Source organism: Bacillus marinisedimentorum (genome assembly GCF_001644195.2).
In the GTDB taxonomy this organism is placed as follows: Bacteria; Bacillota; Bacilli; order Bacillales; family Bacillaceae_O; genus Bacillus_BL; species Bacillus_BL marinisedimentorum.
In genome coordinates, this window is the sequence record NZ_LWBL02000021.1 from 1 (window position 1) to 18,431 (window position 18,431).

General features: G+C 46.6%; 19 protein-coding genes and 1 riboswitch. Of the genes, 2 read left to right on the plus strand and 17 right to left on the minus strand.

All coding sequences use genetic code 11. From position 1 onward, the window contains the following. Positions 1 to 267: 267 nt before the first annotated feature. The 16 genes from A4U59_RS06340 to A4U59_RS06415 form a co-directional block, all read right to left on the minus strand. Complete coding sequence (locus tag A4U59_RS06340) at positions 268 to 594, minus strand: thioredoxin family protein (protein WP_070120340.1); 327 nt, start codon at positions 592 to 594, stop codon at positions 268 to 270. 231 nt (positions 595 to 825) lie between these two features. Continuing rightward, positions 826 to 909, minus strand: a complete 84-nt coding sequence (locus A4U59_RS22555; RefSeq protein WP_425388879.1) for a putative holin-like toxin — start codon at positions 907 to 909, stop codon at positions 826 to 828. Between the two features lie 402 nt (positions 910 to 1,311). Next, the gene (locus A4U59_RS06345; RefSeq protein WP_070120342.1) at positions 1,312 to 1,800 is read right to left on the minus strand and encodes a DinB family protein; all 489 of its coding nucleotides are present in this window, start codon (positions 1,798 to 1,800) and stop codon (positions 1,312 to 1,314) included. A 115-nt stretch (positions 1,801 to 1,915) separates the two neighbouring features. Continuing rightward, positions 1,916 to 2,818 (minus strand): type II secretion system F family protein, encoded by a 903-nt coding sequence (locus A4U59_RS06350; protein ID WP_245680507.1) that lies wholly within the window; start codon positions 2,816 to 2,818, stop codon positions 1,916 to 1,918. Between the two features lie 31 nt (positions 2,819 to 2,849). Further along, positions 2,850 to 3,812 (minus strand): type II secretion system F family protein, encoded by a 963-nt coding sequence (locus A4U59_RS06355; protein WP_070120345.1) that lies wholly within the window; start codon positions 3,810 to 3,812, stop codon positions 2,850 to 2,852. Continuing rightward, positions 3,812 to 5,245, minus strand: a complete 1,434-nt coding sequence (locus tag A4U59_RS06360) for a TadA family conjugal transfer-associated ATPase (RefSeq protein WP_070120347.1) — start codon at positions 5,243 to 5,245, stop codon at positions 3,812 to 3,814. Before A4U59_RS06360 ends, A4U59_RS06355 begins: the two co-directional genes overlap by 1 nt. Positions 5,246 to 5,250: 5 nt before the next feature. Continuing rightward, positions 5,251 to 6,093, minus strand: coding sequence for a CpaE/TadZ family protein (locus tag A4U59_RS06365; RefSeq protein WP_245680508.1), 843 nt, complete (start codon positions 6,091 to 6,093; stop codon positions 5,251 to 5,253). Beyond that, complete coding sequence (gene cpaB, locus A4U59_RS06370) at positions 6,065 to 6,772, minus strand: Flp pilus assembly protein CpaB (protein ID WP_070120351.1); 708 nt, start codon at positions 6,770 to 6,772, stop codon at positions 6,065 to 6,067. The genes A4U59_RS06365 and cpaB overlap by 29 nt, the downstream gene beginning before the upstream one ends. A 10-nt stretch (positions 6,773 to 6,782) precedes the next feature. Next, on the minus strand, positions 6,783 to 7,694 hold the full coding sequence (locus tag A4U59_RS06375; RefSeq protein WP_245680509.1) for a pilus assembly protein TadG-related protein: 912 nt from the start codon (positions 7,692 to 7,694) through the stop codon (positions 6,783 to 6,785). 16 nt (positions 7,695 to 7,710) lie between these two features. Beyond that, positions 7,711 to 8,088: a TadE/TadG family type IV pilus assembly protein gene (locus tag A4U59_RS06380; protein WP_083270695.1), complete on the minus strand. Its 378-nt coding sequence runs from the start codon at positions 8,086 to 8,088 to the stop codon at positions 7,711 to 7,713. Beyond that, a complete protein-coding gene (locus A4U59_RS06385; RefSeq protein ID WP_070120354.1) occupies positions 8,085 to 8,600 on the minus strand; it encodes an A24 family peptidase in 516 nt (171 codons plus the stop codon). The genes A4U59_RS06380 and A4U59_RS06385 overlap by 4 nt, the downstream gene beginning before the upstream one ends. A gap of 76 nt (positions 8,601 to 8,676) precedes the next feature. Continuing rightward, positions 8,677 to 8,871 (minus strand): Flp family type IVb pilin, encoded by a 195-nt coding sequence (locus tag A4U59_RS06390; RefSeq protein WP_070120355.1) that lies wholly within the window; start codon positions 8,869 to 8,871, stop codon positions 8,677 to 8,679. Continuing rightward, positions 8,868 to 9,230 carry a DUF192 domain-containing protein gene (locus A4U59_RS06395; RefSeq protein WP_070120356.1) on the minus strand — a complete coding sequence of 121 codons (363 nt, stop codon included), beginning with the start codon at positions 9,228 to 9,230 and terminating at the stop codon, positions 8,868 to 8,870. The genes A4U59_RS06390 and A4U59_RS06395 overlap by 4 nt, the downstream gene beginning before the upstream one ends. 101 nt (positions 9,231 to 9,331) lie before the next feature. After that, a riboswitch (cyclic di-GMP riboswitch) is annotated at positions 9,332 to 9,418 on the minus strand. Positions 9,419 to 11,195: 1,777 nt separating this feature from the next. After that, positions 11,196 to 12,104, minus strand: a complete 909-nt coding sequence (locus A4U59_RS06405; protein WP_070120358.1) for a chemotaxis protein — start codon at positions 12,102 to 12,104, stop codon at positions 11,196 to 11,198. Between the two features lie 122 nt (positions 12,105 to 12,226). Continuing rightward, a complete protein-coding gene (locus A4U59_RS06410; RefSeq protein ID WP_070120359.1) occupies positions 12,227 to 12,898 on the minus strand; it encodes a TVP38/TMEM64 family protein in 672 nt (223 codons plus the stop codon). 97 nt (positions 12,899 to 12,995) lie between these two features. Beyond that, entirely contained in the window at positions 12,996 to 13,832 is an 837-nt protein-coding gene (locus A4U59_RS06415; RefSeq protein ID WP_083270696.1) for an SDR family oxidoreductase, read from the minus strand. A gap of 388 nt (positions 13,833 to 14,220) precedes the next feature. On the opposite strand from A4U59_RS06415, the gene A4U59_RS06420 reads away from it, so the two are divergent. Beyond that, positions 14,221 to 15,807 carry a hypothetical protein gene (locus A4U59_RS06420; RefSeq protein ID WP_070120361.1) on the plus strand — a complete coding sequence of 529 codons (1,587 nt, stop codon included), beginning with the start codon at positions 14,221 to 14,223 and terminating at the stop codon, positions 15,805 to 15,807. Positions 15,808 to 17,178: 1,371 nt separating this feature from the next. Next, entirely contained in the window at positions 17,179 to 17,790 is a 612-nt protein-coding gene (locus tag A4U59_RS06425; protein ID WP_070120362.1) for a CPBP family intramembrane glutamic endopeptidase, read from the plus strand. Positions 17,791 to 18,057: 267 nt separating this feature from the next. On the opposite strand, the gene A4U59_RS06430 is transcribed toward A4U59_RS06425, so the two are convergent. Next, positions 18,058 to 18,399, minus strand: a complete 342-nt coding sequence (locus tag A4U59_RS06430; RefSeq protein ID WP_070120363.1) for a hypothetical protein — start codon at positions 18,397 to 18,399, stop codon at positions 18,058 to 18,060. Positions 18,400 to 18,431: the final 32 nt, after the last annotated feature.

Sequence of the window (18,431 nt, forward strand, 5' to 3'; positions counted from 1 at the left end):
CCTATACTTTAAAGAGAGACTGCTTTATAGGCATGGAGGATGGTTCCCGTGACTATAATTCGATCAGAGCTACCATTACACGCACTGAACCACTATTCAGTGCCCTATAATCATAATGAAACTAACATTACAGGTGCTGAATCACTATTCATCTCCTGTCACTGTCCAATTCGCTTCCCAACACCCCCAGGACACTGGCCGATAAACCACAAACAGAAATTTCCTGCCAATGAACAACAAAAAACCGGCAGCAGCCGGTTTCTTCGCTCATTCCATGACGAGACTGTATATTTTATTAAGTTCCTGATCCAGTTCGTCCACACTGACAAAACGAGCTTTCCGCATATATTCCTTGCCGTCGACAAACAGCAGCAGGACAGGCACCGTGAAGATTTCAAGCTTGCCGGCAATATCCGGTATTTCATGTGTATTCACATAGGCGCTTTTGATTTCCGGATACTGGCCGAGCAATTGCTTGACTTTCGGCAGCAGTGCCTGGCATACTCCGCATTGCGGATGTGAAACATATAAAAAAGAAAGCTGGTTCTCCTGTATAAAGTGATCTGTCTCTGCCACGTTTTTCAAATCGATCATCAATCATTTCCCCTTCACAGCATATTTCATATCTTATTTTACATGATTCCAGCTTCATAAGATACAGAGTGTCCATTATAAGCCTTTCCCTACCTTTGGGAGGAAATAACAGCTGTCTCAAATCACATTTTATGATATGATAAAAAAGAATCGCAAGCGCTGCCACGCCTGCGATGAAATTCATAGACATCTTTTGCATGTCTTTGTTCCAGTCATCCCTTTGCGGGGTGGCTATTTTTTTTGGTTGAAACCGGCGACTGCGAGGATTAACGTTGCAAAGGAGATCATCAGCACTAGAGTTTGGTATACAGTCAAAGCATCGCCCCCTTTCCATAAGGAAGTAAAGGAACAATGTCTATGAATTTACTGATAGTATAACATGTCCCCGAACAAAAAGGGAACAAATGTTCGATAATCAGGACATTTACCCCATTTCAGCCGCATAGGGACTTGACAGGCTTTCCCCTTAAAGAAAACGTTCCGATTGACGGGCCTTCAGAGGCGCAGTGTCCCTTATTCATATTCTTAAAATTTGCCGCTGTGTCGAAACGCTTCCTTGCCGGCAAGCTGCGTATAAAGGAACAAATGCGCAAGGCCCCCGCTTATGCGCTGGCCTCTGGACGATTCCCCTCTGGCTTTTTATCCACAACGCTTAAAATATAAAATTTTCTCAACAGTTAAAAATAACGGCAGCTCATCCGGCTGCCGTTCCCGTTTTCACCTGGTTTCTTTACCTGCAATGGCACGTTGCAGAGCACTGATATGGCCCTGATGAAGTCCTTCATGGTAAATAGTGAAATTCAAAATCTCACCTATCCTGCTCAGTTCACCCTGTGCGCCGATTTTGAACGGCTTTGCGACAGGATCATCCAGCTTGCCTGATAATGCATCTTCAATCCTTTGCGGCTGTTCCTTCAGCATTCGGTTCAGCTCATCCAGTGACGGCGCTTCCTGTTTCCAGTCAGCCGGTTTTGTACCGGGAGAAAACAGTTCAATGTAGCTGTCCGGCAAGCTCATGGCACTTATGCCGGTAAACTTGCCCAGGAGCAGTTCCTGCGACGTAATAATATGCCCGATATTCCAGCGGATGGTGTTGCGGAAACCAGGCGGCTTTTCATCAATCGTCTGTTCGTCCAATTTCTCGACCGCATTCAGTGTCAAGTCCCTCACAAATCGAACTTGTTTCAAAATTTCCTTTTCGGTCAAACGTGACTCCTCCTATGGAATAGACTTGGCTTTTAGCCTCTTAGCTTTTTTCTACAGACAGACCCGTTACTCCTGCATTTTTCCTTGTTATTAGTGAGAACGCCGCTTCAGGCCGTTATTTGCCGAACGCGCTCAAAAACTCCAGAATCGCCGGGCCAAGCAGGACAATGAACAAACTTGGAAAGATGAACAGGACGAGCGGAAACAGCATTTTTACCGGAGCCTTCATCGCTTCTTCCTCCGCTCGCTGTTTCCGTTGGTGGCGGACCTCCGCTGATTGCGTCCTCAATACCTGGACCATGCCGATGCCGAGTTTCTCCGCCTGCAGAATGCTGCTGATCAACATGCTCACTTCATCGGTCACAAGCCGTGCTCTGATGCCGCTTAATGCTTCCCGCCGTGTCTTGCCGAGCCTGATTTCTTCGAGTGCCCGATGGAATTCCGATGCGAGCACACCCTCCTTTTTAGAAACGACTTTGCTGACGGCTGAATCAAAGCCGAGGCCGGCCTCAATACTTACTGTCAGAAGATCCAGTATATCCGGAAGTTCCCGAAGCGCTGCGGCACTCCTAACCTTCGTCTTTTGTTTTAAATAAAAATGCGGAAGCCAGAATGCAGCCGCAATCCCTCCGGAGAACAGAGCAATCAATGCTCCTTCAGACATCCCGAGCAATTTGCCGTACAAAAAGGAAGCAGCCGGAAAGAACAGCAGCATGCCGAGCTGAAAAATCCGGAATTCTACGGGTGACATTCCGAAAGGACTGCCGGCCTGCTGCAGCTTGATTTCAATCTTCGCCTCTTTCTCACCCGGCAGTTTTTTCTTGAAGCTGCGCTTGATTTCCATCCAGGCCGGCTGCAGCAGCCTCTTCATGAGTGCACGGAAAGCAGGCTTTTTTTCATGTTCTGGAGTGCTCGCGCCGGCAGGAAAGTTTCCATTCAGGAAGACCGCCACCCGGTTGTTCACCTGCTGGCGCCGCTCCTGTTTGAAAGTGAAGAGAGAAGTAGCGAATAGGGTCATTGTTAAAAAGAAGGCCGCAAACAACATGGACCTACACCTCAATCATCGTTAGTTTTCTGATCATGATAAACCCTGCCGTACTTGAGACAACCCCTCCGGACACCATCATCATGCCGATCGGATGACGGAAAAGAGCGCCTATGTAGTCAGGTTCGATCACATAAAGGACACCACCCAAAATGACCGGCAGAAGGCCGATTACCATCCCGGACAGGCGGCCCTGCGCTGTGAGCGTCTTGATCTGCCTCTGGATTTTGGTCCTGTCCCGAATCGTTTCCACTATTTTTTCAAGCACGCTTGCCAGGTTGCCGCCGACCTGACGCTGGATCAATATCGCCTGGATCATTAATTCCAGGTCTTCACTCGGCATCCTATCATGCAAGGTATAAAGTGCTTCTTCGATATTTTTCCCATATTGCATTTCTTTCAGGACAATTTCGATTTCTTCTTTGACCGGTGATTCAGCTTCTTCGGAGACGGTCTTAAGCGCCTGTTGAAAACTGAAGCCCGCCCTTAGCGACCCGATAATTGTGGAGATCATATCCGGCAGCCCATCATTGAAATCGGTAATCCGGCTCAATTGTTTCCTTTTCAAATGCCAGCGCGGAATCATATAACCAAGCATCGCACCCGGCACAGCTGCGAAAACATGTCCGCCTGCCAGATAAAAGACGCCGGCACCCAAAACAATTGCAATTCCCTGGAACATTAAAAATTCCTCCGGTTTTACATCCAATCCGGCTCTGCTCAGCTTCGCCTCAAGGTTTTTGTTTTGGATCCGCAGCCGCTTGTTTTTATTGCCTTTCTGGAGGGCGAGCTGAATATTCAGCACTTTCCGTCCGGTCTTTGTATCAAGCGGTTTCCCTTTATTGACTTCCAGATAATGTTCAAGTCTTTTCTCCAGTTTTTTATCTGTTCTGGATAACAGGCTGAATAGCCCCATAAATAAAAGCGTTGAAGACACCATGATCAGTATGAGTACTGCCGTTCCCATTACACCCACTCCTCGGCCGGCAGGAAAACATCAAGAGGGATGGTGATGCCAGAGCTTTCAAGGCGTTCATAAAACTTGGGACGCACACCCGTCGGCACAAGGCGGCCGCGGATTTTCCCCTCGTCCGTCAGTCCGTCCTGCTGGAACTCAAAAATATCCTGCAGTACAATGATATCCCCTTCCATTCCCTGCACCTCTGTAATCTTCACGATCTTGCGGCTGCCGTCCTTCAAACGGTTTTGCTGGATGATCAAGTCGACAGCACCTGCGATTTGTTCCCTGATCGCTTTCACCGGCAATTCAACACCGGCAAGGAGCACCATCGTCTCAAGCCTGGCGATCATATCACGCGGACTGTTGGAGTGTCCGGTTGCGAGTGAACCGTCATGCCCGGTGTTCATGGCCTGGAGCATATCAAGCGCTTCGCCCCCCCGCACTTCACCGATGACAATGCGGTCGGGCCGCATCCTGAGCGAATTCCTGACCAGATCGCGGATTGCAATCCCTCCCTTGCCTTCGATATTCGGCGGGCGTGATTCAAGTGAGACGACATGATCCTGCCACAGCTGCAGCTCGGCGGCATCTTCAATCGTGATGATGCGCTGGTCATTGGGGATGAAAGACGAGAGAACATTCAATGACGTCGTTTTACCCGAGCCTGTTCCGCCGCTTACAAACATGTTTAAATTGGCTTTTACACATGCATCAAGGAAAGTTGCCATCTCCTTAGTAAGCGTTCCGAACGACACCAGGTCTTCAATCGTGAACGGATCTTTTGAGAACTTCCGGATCGTGATTGTCGGACCGTTTAAAGCGAGCGGCGGAATAATGGCATTTACGCGGGATCCGTCGGGAAGGCGGGCATCAACCATCGGACTGCTTTCATCAATCCGGCGGCCGATAGGTGCAACAATCTTTTCAATGACATGCATGACATGCTCGTTATCCCGGAACGTGATCGGCGTCAGTTCAATCCGCCCTTTCCGTTCACAATATACACTCGCCGGACCGTTCACCATTACTTCTGAAACATCAGGATCGAGAAGGAGCGGGTTGATGGGGCCAAAACCGGTCAAGTCATTAGTAAGTTCTTCGATCACTTTCTTCCTGTCGACTTTTCCTTTGAATTCATCATTTTCTTTGATGATGCCAATTGCCAATTCATCTAGTTTCGGTACAACCTTTTCAAGATCGTCTGCTTTATATTCGGCAAGGATGAGTTTATGGAGTTCATTTTTCAATTTTTGCTGCATATTTACAGGCCGCGGCGCTCTCTCAACGGCAGGCTTTTTCCTTTCCGCCTGTTGCTGGGGGACCTTTGGGGAAGATTGGGTGCCGGGGGTCTGCTTCGGCATGTTGTCTTGCTTTTCGTTTTGCGGAGCCGTCCTGGCCGTTTCTTCGGTTTTCGTTTGGATTTTATTGAGTAACCCCATATTCATCACCTCGTACCAGAATATCCTGTCGACCGGCTGGACCTGGGAATCAGTTTGGAGAGAAACGAATTTTTCTTAGGACGCAAAGGCGCGGCAGTTCCTGAAGCAACCGTTTCAGCCATTTTGAATACAGCCCTGGCCACATTGCTTTTTCCGTTATTCACAACGAACGGCACGCCGATATTGATCGACCTTGATACAATTTGAAAATCGTTCGGGATATATATCGGATCTTCCATGCCGATAATCCCCGGGACATCTTCACCTTTTATGACACTTTCCATGTCGGCGCGATTAATGACGAGGCGGATCTTTTCCCGCAAGCCAAGCGTTTCCAGCGTCTCAAGCATCCGTTTCGTATTTTTCAGGGCTGCCATTTCCAGATTGGTCAACAGCAGGATTTCATCGGCCTGCTCAAACAGATGGACACTCCGTTCGGTCAGACCCACCTCAGTATCAGCAACTACATAATCGAACTGTTCAAGAAGCAGTTCAAGGATTCGGCCGAGCTTTTCGTTCGTTACAAGGTCTGCATATTCAGGACGTTCCGGAGCCGGGAGTACCTTTACGCCGCTTTCATGTCCTGTCAAATAACTTTCCATGCCGATTGCATCCAGCCTTTCCGCTTCTTCAGCCGCATCCTTAATTGTGATGCCAGCCTGCAAATCCATCGCAAGGCTGATATCGCCGAATTGAAGATCGGCATCCACCAGCGCGACATTCTTGTTTTTCTTTACGATGGCGGCAGCGAGATTAACGCTCAAGGCCGTCCGGCCGGATCCGCCTTTGCCGCTGCAAACCGCGATCAATTTACCGTTCTTATTCGTTTGCTTCTGTTCCGCCGCCATCATTTTCTCCTCCTTTATCGGTTACTCTGGAATGGAGCGTGATATGGATCGGCCCCCGTTCACTTGCATTCACCAGCTTCACTGCCTCATCTGCAGCCAGCTCGAGCGTCACTGATGTGTATTCAGCGTACTCGTCCCCTTCTTTCGTTTCCACCATTTTCCTGCCGACGGCCAGCACCCGTTTTTTACTGAGCAGCAGTTTAGAAATGACTTTCTCCTCTTCCCCTTCTTTCTTCACTTCTGAAAAAATCACATCGACGTCATCTTCCGGTTCAATTAAATTGGAAACCGATTGGACAAGGTTGACGCCGATTGATACCGCCCTTTTGCCAGCTGTTACCTTACGGGAAACAATCAAACTTTCATCTTCAGTTTCCTGAAGATGGTGCGAAAGCACAATTTCATCCGTTTCAAGCCGTGCTGTTGTCACTTTTCCTGCAGCATCTTCCATCGATAATACTGCATTTGGATGAACAGCTTGCTGCGGCACATCCACTTTTTTAAGCATATTTTCAAAAAGCGCCGTATTCTTTCCGACAGGTTCTTTTACCGCCACCACCTGCACAGTCTTTTCGTCCGCCGCCGCAGCAGCATCAAACCGTTCCATATATTGATAGAATAAAAAGGTTGTAATAATACCCATCAATATTGCAGCAAATAAAGTGAATTTTGACCGCACTCTGTATCACCTACTCTATTAATCTAATTCCATAAGCACCGCTGTCACGGACTGATCCATCAATAAAACCCGTTCCTGTCCGTTTGATGAACATCCCTGTGATCGCCGTATCGAGCAAATCCATCGGCTCGGTAATGAAGAAGTACGCAAAACCTGTGACTTCCACCTGTTTCATCTGGTTTGATTCCTGGTTGTACGGCTTGTATACAGGAATGAGAAGGACCCTTGAACAATCCCTGTCAATTGGATCGCCTTCATTATAAGGACATTGGTTAACAAGCTCCTGAATGACCGTCCTTGTTTTGCCGGCAATGTTGCCGGTTTCGGTTTCAAGGATGTCACCAGCCTTGATTTCCTCGTCATATCCACTGCGCAAATTCTCTTCATACGTTTTCGCACCAGGGCCTCCGAGTGCAAGGATGCCGAACACGCCTGTATCCACTTCGGTCTCATCCACTTTCAATTTATATGTCCTGCCGAACTCGAGCGGGATGGAGTCATCAATACCAAGCGGAGCTGCGCCTGCAGCCCGTGCCATCGGCCCGATCCCGGCGGCTGACTCCGCATCGACAGGAGCAGACTCGATACCGAAAATTTTCGCAAACAGAAGCGGCACATCTTTTTGCAGATTGACCCGGACGGATTGTCCCTTCACGACTCTCACAGCCTGGAGGCTCGGGTCCTCATCATGGGCCGCCAGCACATCGTGTACAATCGCCGTCACTTCCGCCTCCTCACCCGTCAGCTCCTGCGCCCCCGAAAGGGCTGCGGCATTGGCCGTTTTCTGCAGATGGCTCTTCGTGTAAAACAGCATACCGCCATCGAGCACAAGCCCAGCCATTGCAAGCATGGCCATCATTCCGATTGCGGCAAGCACCATGACATTGCCGCGTTCATCACCTGACAATTTTTTCAGCTTCACATTCAACAGCGCCACCTCATTCTATCCGAATTGTCGAATCGGCCGAGATCGGGATATTTCCAGAAAGAATCGTGGACAAGACCGGTGTTACGAGATCGACGGAGTAATCGAAATGGACCGTGATATACTCGCCTGAACGCCTGCCGTTATCTGCAGTGACGCTGATAGTCAATTGTGTGTTTTCCCCCTGGAAATAGTCCCTTGCAAACGTTTCCATTTCAACCTCCGTCTGCCCGAGCCCGCCGAGCCTCACCGTTTCCTGGGCCGCCAGCTGCATATGGATGCTGTAATAAAACACGCGCCCGAAATCAAAAATGCCGGCCATGATAAACAGCATCACCGGAATGAGAAGGGCAGTTTCAACCAGCGCCTGGCCCCGTTCATCCTTTTTCACAGCATCATCCCCTCTTTCCACAGCAGGCTGATGACCGCACCCGCCGCGATGGCGACACCATACGGATACGTGCCGCTCAGATTGCTTTTATCCAGAAGCAGCGGCATGTTCACGCCGGACTTCCTGGCGGTGAAAAAATAAAGTATTGCCGACAGCCTGCGGAACGCCCCGCGCCGAAACAGCATGATGAACAGCGCCATGACACCGCCGGCAAGCGCCATGTAAATGCTCGTATTGGCAACAAATACCGGGCCTTTGACCGCGCCGATTACCGCCAGCAGCTTCACGTCCCCCGCCCCCATGCCGCCCATGAAATACGGGATCAGCAAAATCGCAAACCCGAGTCCGAAGCCGGCAAGTGAATCAAGGAAGCCCGCTGCACCATCCGTAACTGAACTGATCAAAAAGGCGGCGCCAAGAGCTGGAAACAGCACCGCATTATAAATTTTCCGGCTCCGGATATCGGTCACAACACAGACTGCCAGGATCACAATCAGCAACAATGTCGCCATCTCCTGTGCCTCCTTTCCTTATTTCAAAAAAAGCCCTGCGCTTCCTGTGCGCAAGGCTTTCTTATCCAGGCTGTAATTATGGTGTAGTGGAAGAACCTGAATTGGCATTTGTAAGTGCAGTTTTGGCATTTTCGAACAGAGTGGTAATTTCCCCTCTCATCGCAACCAATATCCCTACAACTGCAATCGCAATAATACCTAGAACCAGACCATACTCCGTCATACCCTGTCCTTCTTCTTCAAAAAGAAGGCCTTTCATCTTGTTCATCATAAGTCGTTTCCTCCCCTTCTTATTCTCGTCAAAATCATTCCCGGATTGATTCCTGTTCTTTCGATCGTTCCTGCAGGCAGCTCGATGGCTGAGGCTGCCTCACTGTACACTTTGCTCACTCTTTTTGGTTGCATGTTTTCGAGTACAGCCACCACTTCAAAATGGCTGTCAACAAAAACAACATCGATGGCGTAATTCATGAAAAACGTGTGGATCGAACGGCAGGGTTGAATATGAAGTGCAGAACCGGCTGGAAACGCCCGTGTGAACATCAAACCTTTCAATCTGGAAAAAAATGAGTGTGCATTCGTTATCCGTTCAGCAACGACAATTCCGTTCGCCGTATTCAGCAGCTTCATGTCCGGGATCACCTCCAGCAAAAAAAATTAACCCCGCCTTTACCGAAAGCGGGGTTAGATGAAAATCCATCAATATGCATAACGACCCCCCTATTAAATCTTTCGGTAACTGGCTGGCATAGTGCAAATGCACCTTAGCCCCTGTAGCTTTGCGTCACTGGTTTTCACCAGTTTTGCCTTTATCGAGATTCAGCGAGAGATGTCGTTGAATCCGATATGTTTCTTTGACTCCATCATAAAGTACGACATACTTTTTAACCATCAAGCCTTTTCCTTATCTTTTCCTGTCATTTTATTGTGAATTTAGAATCAGTTTTTGTTGGCCTGAGTAAGTTTTTTGTGCATTTTGTACCTCTTAGAAAAAGTCTGTAAAATAAGCATTTTTCCACTGAAAAAATACATTGATTTATCCGATATATATAAAGTGTCTTTTTTCATTTTCCCTACCCTAATAGATCAGCATTTTCCTCTTTCGGACATTGAATCAGACTGAAAACCTGCTTTAATCGGGCAATCTTCTCCGAGAAAAGTCCTATTCGTAGACTACCTTGATTTTATGTCCGTATATTTTCAATTAAGATTGATCTTTTATTTCGGATAGTTATATTCACCCCCATTTATCCCACTTAATTTCCTATTAAGAGCTAAGACATAACTTCCCGGAGAAGAATGGCGCAACTTTCAAGCAGCCTGCATGAAAGTTGCGGGTTCAGTTATCGGATAGCAATCTATTTCAAGGCAGGATAGTGGAAGAAGAAAAATGACATTCCTGAAGTTTGTCCTTTCCTTTCCGTTGCAGGCATTCGCTTTCCGCGGGGCGTCCGGCAAGCCTCCTCGCTGCGCTGCGGGGTCTTTCCTGTTCGCTAGTCCCGCAGGACATTGAATAAGCTTCCTTGAATCCTCACCGCACGAAGAAATCGCTCTTTATTTTCGAGGAGTCTCATGCCTTCCACTCCAATCCGCTTAGTTGCCAGGCCAAACATTCCAATCCCATTTTAATGAACGTTTTGATCAAGCATCTATCAATCGATCATATCGTACCAACCAAGCGATAGACGATAAAAATGCCTCAAGTCAGAGGAGTTTAGATCATTATAATTATTTCCCCTCTACACTGGTACCTACGGGAGGCAAGAAGAATCGGTATACGATATACGCTATGAAACGGTTGCTTTCCAACCATTCGTTGCCCTTGATGGTGTAACAGGCGATTTCAGTAAAGCGAAACAAACGATATGCAGGAATGTTGATACTGCCAACCATGTCGCGTTATCTTCATTCCAGCGCTGTTTCTCTTTTTAAGTATTTCAATTTATTACGATGTGGCTTGGAAACGTTGCTCATTCACCAGTTGATTGGAGCGGAAGGGGGTGAGACTCCAGCGGGAGTAGCGGGACAGCTGAGACCCCGCAGCGTAAGCGAGGAAGCTCAGCGCCCGCCCCGCGGCAAAGAAGACACTGTGAGTGCGACCGGAGGGAAGCAGGAACAGATGTCGCCCTTGTGCCCTTGGGTGAAAGCGGACCCCCTGCAGCGGAAATCAACAGGTACCATCACATTGCAAAAATGTATGTGAAAGCAAACTGAAGTTGGACCTTATTCAACAAACGGGGGCTTTAATTGAATAAAAGAATATAAAAAGGACGCTTGGAAAATAAAAATCCAAGCGTCTTTTGTTTGCTATTTATACTGTTAATTATGGTGCTGAAAGTAGTGTGTTTTTGCATGTCATTTCACATGTTAATTTAGATTTTCTCCACAGTATCGGAACTACTTAGTGAGAAACCTGGACGTTTTTATCGGCTATTTTCCCTTTGTGATTTCTAACTGAATCCAGAAGCTAAATAGCTGGTGAATGATTATGCGATGCAGCGTCTTCTCTCTCAGAGCTGAACCAGCTAGCAAGAAAGAAGGCTGTTATTTACAATCAAACTCTATGAAGGTTAGGACAGTCCAATAGAAGATAGATTATAATATATAACGGTCGATTTTTTGGACCAATTCTACAATTTCCGGTTTGCTTACCTGGTCCTCTGCGCCCACCCGTTCACCTTTATGCCGCAGTTCATTGGTGATCAGCGATGAAAAAATGATGACAGGCAGCTTTTGCAGGCTGCTGTTTTCTTTAATGCGGCGGGTGAGGTGGTGGCCGTCCATTCTCGGCATTTCGATATCGGTGATGACAAGCTGAATCTCGTCTGCCGGGTCAATGCCTGACGCAGCCAGGCTTTCAAGATGGTCGAGTGCCGCTTTCCCGTCTTCAAACAGCTGCTGCCTAATGTACCCCGCTTCCTCAAGGGTTTCAGACAGCATTTTCCGTAAGAAAGCTGAATCTTCAGCAACAAGAACTGTCTTTTCAGAACGCTGCCTTTCTCCGAGAATCTGCAGCTTTTCTTTCTTGATGCCGGATGCCGGGTGGATGTCGGTTATCATTTTTTCATAATCTAGCATGAGGATCATCTCTTCTCCTCTTTTGATTACACCTGTCACACTGGCATTGATGCCCTGATATAGGTCGGAAGGCCGTTCGATTTGCTCCCATGATATCCGGTGGATCTGGGTAACGTTCCGGACTCTGAAAACGACCTTCGTATTGTTGAATTCACTGATGATGAACTTATCGTTTTCCGGCTGATTTGCAGGCGGGAAGCCGAGAACCTTTGTCATATCAATCACAGGAAGCACGTCTCCCCGCAGCTGGATGATGCCCTGAATATGTTCATGTGTATGCGGAATTTTTGTGATCGGAGCAGGGACTATGATTTCCCTCACTTTGATGACATTTATGCCGAAACGGCTGCCTCCTACATTAAATTCCACAATTTCAAGTTCATTCGTTCCGCTTTCAAGCAAGATGCCATTGTTTGTCCGTTCCATATGTAAGATTCCCTTCTTTCTGGCTCAATGCGTGTAACCATTAAAAAACACGCCGGTTTGCCCTTTTCCTTCTATATATCGTCAGAAAGAGCCGGTTATTTAAGGGGATGAGGAAATCCTTTTTACCCCCGCGGCTTTTTTTTCAGGCTTCTTGCGAATTTAATCAAGTCCTTTCGTTTGAGTGCTGCAGGCACCAGCATGATGAGCAGCATAACTGCACCCAGCGCCAGCGATGCCTCCCATTCACCGGAAACAAAGCTGTTTCCAAACACGTTCAATGCAAGTGTACCCGGAATGGAACCGACAACAGTCGCGAGTACAAAAGGTCGCAGCCTGACGCTTGACATGCCAGCCACAATGCTCAGCAAATCGAAATTTATTACCGGTATCAAACGAAGAATCAATATGAACGTGAAGCCGTTTTTCTCAAGCAATTCTTTTGCTTCACTTGAACTTTCTTCCATCCGGGAGAGAAAAAATGTCCTCCCCGCTTTCTCTGCGGCCAGGAATGCGGCTGTCCCCCCGGCTGCAGCTGCGGAAAGCGACAGAATTGTCCCCCATACTGCACCGAATGCAAGTCCGCTTGCAAGGGTAACGAGCGAATATGGAATAAAAATGAACGGGCGGACGGCACCAAAACCAAGTAAAACGAGCGGGGACAGTGAACCGAAAGAAAGAATCCATTCCCTGATTGATTGGGGACTGATCCCCTTTACATATTGCTGATTCACTAATCCGGCCAAAAAAATGGCAGCTGCCGCCAGCATCAATTTGCCGATTGTCCGCCTCGACATAGCATTCCCTCCTTCCCGGTGAATAAATTCTGACCCGGATTCTTCATTAAGGATTTCACCGCTAAACGGCACATTCCTTTTCTGCCGGTCTGAACGATTATTTGAACAGATGTTTCAACACAAGTTTCTCCCATATTTTCCAGGGCAACCTTTCTTTGGCAGCAAGAAATGCCCTGATTCCCTTGCCGACAGGATACCGAAATGCCGGGTTCCGCTTCTCTGCAACCATCGCAATGAGTTCCGCAACTTCACGCGGATCCCCGTAGCCGCCTTCTGCCTCTTTAAGGTAAGCTTCCATTTGCTGCATCTGATTATGGTAATCAGCTATCGTTCCGGTCCGTGACCCCATTTTTCTGCCTGATTTCCAAATATTCGTGCGGTAAGAACCCGGTTCCACAATGACAACATCAATGGAGAAGGGTTTCAATTCCAGGCGCAGACTCTCACTGTATCCTTCCACTGCAAATTTCGAAGCGACATATGCAGATAACCCCGGGAACCCCGCCCTGCCGCTAATACTTCCGATATTGATGATTTTACCGGACCGGTTTTCCCGCATCAGCGGGAGCACAGTGTTGGTTACTGCCATCATTCCGAATACATTCACCGAAAACTGTTCTTCATATTCGGACAGGTCAAGTTCTTCAGCAAATCCGCCCATTGCAAACCCTGCGTTATTCACGAGCACATCCAGCCGTCTCAGTTTCAAAAGTTCCTCTTCCATGTTTTTGATTGAGTCATTATCTGTCACATCGAGCATTAGAATCTTAATTTGGTCTGAAAGACCGCTCTGTTTAAAATGCTGTTCCGCCTGCTTCGCCTTGTCGGGATTACGCATGGCTGCCAGCACATGATAGCCTTTCGCTGCAAGTTCTTCAGCGGATAGCAGCCCAAATCCGCTCGAAGCTCCGGTAACAAGAGCTGTTTTTTCCATCAGTTTCCCCCTTCTTCACATCTGAATCCAGTCTGAAATACTGAAGGGCCTGGCGCATAAAGTGGGCATCACCTGTGGCGGCCTATCTCTCGGGGAGGTCACCGCATAATTGCTGGCGCCTGTATGGGGATACTTTTTTTATGCTTTCCTCTTATCTCCGTGCCAACAAAATAGTATAAAGAACATGATAACAGAATAGAAAAAAATGGTTTCTCTGCTATAATCAAAGTAAGGATGCAATTCAACTTTTGTTAATTTTACCTTATATTCCGCCTGAACGTGTACTTTTTCGAAAAGTTATAGTTATTGAAACTTTGAAGGAGTTGGTGCCATAAATACAGAATGTTATGTTTTGATATTCTTTTAGCTCTTTTAGGAGGGGGTTAGCATGGGGATACCAATGCGAAAACAACATATCAATGAAGAAAAATACGAAAAAGAAGCCGGACGGAATCTGGTAACGCTGGGAGCGCCAATTATCCTGGCATTATTGCTGTTCACAATCAGCATCATCCACCAGATCAATTTAGAAACAGCACTGCCTTCTGAAGGATGGAGCCGCTCCGTTTCGCTTAATGCATTTGCGGCTGACAGTGAAATGTTCATCGCTGAAGGGAAAGAAAATCATGTGGTATACATACCTGGAGAAAATGGGCTTGAAAAGCTGACAATCTCCCCGGATCTCACTGTTAATAAAGAAAAAACGGACATCAAAACAGAGTCTGATTTCTGGGCCGGCGGCGACACAATCGTTTATATTAATGATGATGGCAACGTTGTAAAAAAGAGCGGAGAAGAGGAAACAGTGCTTGTAAAAAATGCAGACGGCCTTGCTGCCAACGAAAACAGTGCTGTGATCTGGAATGAAGCAGGAATTTTTCAAGCTTCTTCGCCTGAATGGTCATTTCAAAAAGCCGGGGAAGCAAAAGGGCCGATTAAATGGGTTATACCCGACAGCACATCACTTGCATTCACGGCCGTCATCGAGGAAGGCCAGTCACTTGAAGCCCATTACTTTCCTGTACAGGGTGCATCCAGTTTGATCACGACACTGCAGACAGGCGCAATGGAACGTGTTACCGCAATGGACATTCTATATGAAGAAGACAAGATGCATGTCGTATACACTATTTCAAGCAGCAAACAGGGGTCACGGTCAAGCCGTCTATACTACGGAGAAGGAACGCCTGGTGAATCGCTTGACAGACAGGATATCAGCAATTTATATATCACCTATGAAAACAGCAGCGAGCGGATTATGAATCCAGAGTATCCATCAATCAGCCTTGACGGCGGAAAACCGACAATTCTCTTCTCAACACGGGCTACCATTTCGCCTAAAGAAGAAGCGCTCAGCATCATCAAAGCTGTTCCTGAAAATAATGGCTGGAGCGGAAAACGGGTCAGCACAACGGACAAACTGTCGGTAAAAGCCGAAATGGCTGATGACCAAACGATTATCTGGTTCGATAACGAGCTCGACGGCACTTACACCATGATGGCAGCCAGCAGCAAGCCGGAGGTTGTGGAAGCGACGAAGAAAGTGACAGGTGCAGATTTGGCAGCCGGTTTTTATAATGCAATCTGGTCACTTGCAACAGGACTTATCATCATATTCAATATCTTTATATGGGTCATCCCGGCCGCAGTCTTTTTTGTGGTCATGTCCATTTTTGATATCCGTAAAATCGAGATGAAGACGCCATGGGTGCTTTATACGATGATCGGTCTCTATGCGGCAGCCCAGTTCTTTTTGTTCGCTATCGCCTTCAAAGGCGGATTTTACACACTTGCACCTGATTATCTGACCTTCGGCGGCAGCCGGTACATCCTCCCTGTTCTTATAAATCTCGCCGCATTCGGTATCTGGAGGGCAGGACGTGACTGGGATTGGCCGATTTTAAAAGACAATTTCTATTTCATTTCCATTAATACCATCATTATGTTTTTCCTGATTGGGCCATATTTGTTATAACGGGCAAGGAATATATAGATGAATCTATTTTGAGGCAACATACAAATAGGATACGAATCAGCAGACCAAATCTCATATGTTTTGGTCTCTTCTTTTTCCCCTTTGATCAACGGTTACTGGATTTAAAGAGATGAATTCGTATACGAATTCACAACCCAAATAACATAATGACAACAGCCATTGTCAACGTGCTAATTACAAAGTTGAGCGGGACACTATTTCATAGTTAAAACCGACTAAGTAAAAGGGAAAGTGTAATTTTATGTGATTCATAACATAAGAGAATGTGAAGGATTGTTCTTAAACTCCCTCAGTTAAATACAGTTTTCTCACCAGTGCTCGCTAATTCACAGGATTTCAGCCCCCTGCGAACTTCACTTGCTAACGGAGCAGGATTGTGGAAGAAGGAAATCACCTGTCCTGAATCTTTCCCGATCCTTTTCGCTGCAGGCATTCGCATTCCGCGGCGCATCCGGGAAGCCCCCTCGCTGCCGCTGCGGGGTATTCCCTGGTCGCTACTCCTGCAGGAGTCTCATGCCTTCCGCTCCAATCCACTTAGTTTAACATCATGTTTGGGAAAAGAAACACTGAACAGCCAGATCAGGTAAGCATCGCCCTTTCCTTAGGCTTATTTTTTAGGACATTTAATGAAAATTGATATAAACCATCTTTGGCCGAAATCAATTCCCCGTTTTAAAACGCAATAAATGTATGCTAACAGGTTATAAACAAGATTTATTCAATTAAACCAGCTTTAGTTAAGAAAGAACAATATAAAAACAGAACGAGGCTGGGACATAAGTATTTCAGCTAATGATAAACCCGAACGATTAGGTAAGATTTCAATGAATCTTTCTCCTGACCGTTCGGGTTTTTATTTACTCTCTTCAATAAATCTTTTGATGTTGCATACTATTTTTAAACACCAGTGGAATGGAGCGGAGGACACTCGACTCCAACGGGAATTAGAGGAAAGGCTGAGACCCCGCAGGCGCAACCGAGAAGGCCTCAGCTTCCTCCCCGTGGAAAGCGAGTGTCTGCAGCGCAATGGGACGAACTTATTTTTTCAGCTTACCTGATGATTCGTAAATAGTATTATGTTGAATATATATAGTTCGTCTCTAAACATGACTTAATTAGTTATGTCCCAATCCCGTTTTCGGATTTTTTTAGTCCGGTTTTAATCAGCCGAACTTTTAGCTGACTGGCAAAGGAATCCCTCCCTTTCCGTGAGCTGCCTGGCGAGTGTCCCTCACAAACTAAAACATCTTATAAAAGAAATAACTGGCAAGAAATCGTAAGAATTCGGCGGGCAGCTGCCAGAACTGCAAGATATAATAAAAGAAAAAGAAGCTGAAAGGGTTTTTTATTATGAAATGCTGCCCGATAATCATACTGATATCCTCTGTTTTCCTTGCACATCTCCTATTGTTCGCCAGTTTTTCGCAGACTGTCGGATTTTGGAATGTGTTTTCACTCTCACTGGTCATTTTGATTCTTATTGCAGTGATGTATGAAAAAATGGATCTCAAAGGAGGCTGGAAAAAAAGCATATTACTCGGATTTGCTTCCGGTTTACTGCTTTATTTCACCTTTTATATCGGCAAATTGGTTATAATCGGATTCAACATGACGGCAGCCTGGGACTCACTGAGTGACCTTTATAAAGTGATCCAGCCGGAAGACTGGAAACAGTATGCGGCCTTATTCATGGTCATTATTCCCGGTGAAGAACTTTTTTGGCGCGGCTACGTTCAAAAGCGGCTGTCACGTTCGTTTACAGGTTGGACGCCGGTTATTCTCGGTTCTTTATTATATGCTTCGGCCCAGATTTACTCGGGAAGTATCCTGTTAATCTTATCAGCCATTGTTGCCGGACTCTTTTTCGGCAGTCTGTATAAATGGAAACAAAACATGGCTTTGATCATCATCGCTCATTTGATTTTTGACACTTTGTTGATGATCGTTCTTCCGATTATTTAACCAGAATGTAAAAAGGACTGAATGAAACTGGAAAAAGCAGGGCCGGTATATTGACCGGCCCTGCTTTTTTCTGTGGTTAACTGTTATTAGGCTGTCTTTAATATGTCCGTCAATGTTCTGCACATTATAACTTGAGAGAGCCGATTGTATTGCTCGGCATAAAAATGCTGGACTCCTGCAAAAAAATGGGGGGATTTGATTGTTCAGTCCTGTTTTATTAAGATTCAACCAATATTAAAAGGAGGGACAGCCAGTCCCTCCTTCGTTTCAGCTTTGCAGCTGCTGGATGCAAGGTGCGTTTGAAAGTGTGTCGATAAATGATTGTTCTTCAATCTTCCGGGCAGTTTCCAGTGCCTCATCAAGGGAATTCACAGGAACTGTCTCATAGTGTGATGCAGCGTAATCCCATGTGGCCCCATTGTCCGCCGCAGGATAGACAACCACTCTCCACTTGATTTTTTCACCCGGGATATCGATGCCCTCTACCGCTATATACCAGTGTGTGCTGACAGATTCCCCGAATTTCCTGATGAATGCTTCATGATCATGCACGCCCATTGGAACAACCGCTTTTCCATAGAACTCTTTGAAGTTAGGAAATTGTGTCATTGTAAATCCTCCCAGTTCTAAATCGTTTTTAG

Coding starts and splice junctions, on each gene's coding strand:
- A4U59_RS06340 (WP_070120340.1), bottom strand. CDS start 594: ATGATCGATTTGAAAAACGTGGCAGAGACAGATCACTTTATACAGGAG.
- A4U59_RS06350 (WP_245680507.1), bottom strand. CDS start 2,818: ATGACCCTATTCGCTACTTCTCTCTTCACTTTCAAACAGGAGCGGCGC.
- A4U59_RS06355 (WP_070120345.1), bottom strand. CDS start 3,812: ATGGGAACGGCAGTACTCATACTGATCATGGTGTCTTCAACGCTTTTA.
- A4U59_RS06360 (WP_070120347.1), bottom strand. CDS start 5,245: ATGGGGTTACTCAATAAAATCCAAACGAAAACCGAAGAAACGGCCAGG.
- A4U59_RS06365 (WP_245680508.1), bottom strand. CDS start 6,093: ATGGCGGCGGAACAGAAGCAAACGAATAAGAACGGTAAATTGATCGCG.
- A4U59_RS06385 (WP_070120354.1), bottom strand. CDS start 8,600: ATGGCGACATTGTTGCTGATTGTGATCCTGGCAGTCTGTGTTGTGACC.
- A4U59_RS06390 (WP_070120355.1), bottom strand. CDS start 8,871: ATGATGAACAAGATGAAAGGCCTTCTTTTTGAAGAAGAAGGACAGGGT.
- A4U59_RS06395 (WP_070120356.1), bottom strand. CDS start 9,230: ATGAAGCTGCTGAATACGGCGAACGGAATTGTCGTTGCTGAACGGATA.
- A4U59_RS06405 (WP_070120358.1), bottom strand. CDS start 12,104: ATGGAACGGACAAACAATGGCATCTTGCTTGAAAGCGGAACGAATGAA.
- A4U59_RS06410 (WP_070120359.1), bottom strand. CDS start 12,898: ATGTCGAGGCGGACAATCGGCAAATTGATGCTGGCGGCAGCTGCCATT.
- A4U59_RS06415 (WP_083270696.1), bottom strand. CDS start 13,832: ATGGAAAAAACAGCTCTTGTTACCGGAGCTTCGAGCGGATTTGGGCTG.
- A4U59_RS06420 (WP_070120361.1), top strand. CDS start 14,221: ATGGGGATACCAATGCGAAAACAACATATCAATGAAGAAAAATACGAA.
- A4U59_RS06425 (WP_070120362.1), top strand. CDS start 17,179: ATGAAATGCTGCCCGATAATCATACTGATATCCTCTGTTTTCCTTGCA.
- A4U59_RS06430 (WP_070120363.1), bottom strand. CDS start 18,399: ATGACACAATTTCCTAACTTCAAAGAGTTCTATGGAAAAGCGGTTGTT.